The sequence below is a fragment of the Catenulispora yoronensis genome (assembly GCF_039531695.1).
GTDB lineage: Bacteria > Actinomycetota > Actinomycetes > Streptomycetales > Catenulisporaceae > Catenulispora > Catenulispora yoronensis.
The window spans coordinates 1-677 of the sequence record NZ_BAAAQN010000175.1 but is presented as its reverse complement, the minus strand read 5'-3'; the positions used below and the strand labels follow the sequence as shown (position 1 = coordinate 677).

At 64.8% G+C, this 677-nt stretch carries 1 protein-coding gene; it reads right to left on the bottom strand.

The window, feature by feature from the left end; translation table 11 throughout:
- Positions 1-677 (bottom strand): Tn3 family transposase (locus tag ABD481_RS46630; protein ID WP_344672342.1); only part of this gene is annotated, 677 nt, incomplete at both ends.

Below are 677 nucleotides of genomic sequence, written 5' to 3'. Positions count from 1 at the left end.
CGTGGTACAGCAGGCCGTCGAGCACATAGGTGGAATCGCGGACGCCGACATTCACCACGCGGGTGCTGAACGGCGCGTACTGGTCGGAGATATGGGTATAGAACAGCCGTCCCGGCTCGCTACCGTACTTCGGGTTGACGTGCCCGGTGCTCTCGCCCCGGCCACCCGCGCGGAAGCGCTGGCCATCGGAGGATGAGGTCGTGCCGTCGCCCCAGTGGGCGGCAAAGGCGTGGCGATACTGGTGGTTGACCAGCTCGGCCAAGGCCGCCGAATAGGTTTCGTCGCGGATGTGCCAGGCTTGCAGCCAGGACAGCTTGGCGTAGGTCAGGCCGGGGCTCGACTCGGCCATCTTGGTCAGCCCGAGGTTGATCGCATCACCGAGGATTGCGGACAGCAGCAACGTCCTGTCTTTGGCCTCGGCCCCGTCCTTCAAGTGGGTGAAGTGGCGGCTGAAGCCCGTCCAGTCGTCCACGTCCATCAGCAGTTCGGTGATCTTGATGCGCGGCAGTAACTGGCTGGTTTGGTCGATCAGCGCCTGCGCCCGATCCGGCACCGCCGCATCCAGCGGGGTGATTTTCAGCCCTGACTCGGTGAGGATGGCATCGGGCAGCTCGTTGTCCTTGGCCAGGCGGGTGACGGTGGCCAACTGCTCGTCCAGCAGCTGCAAACGCTCTTCC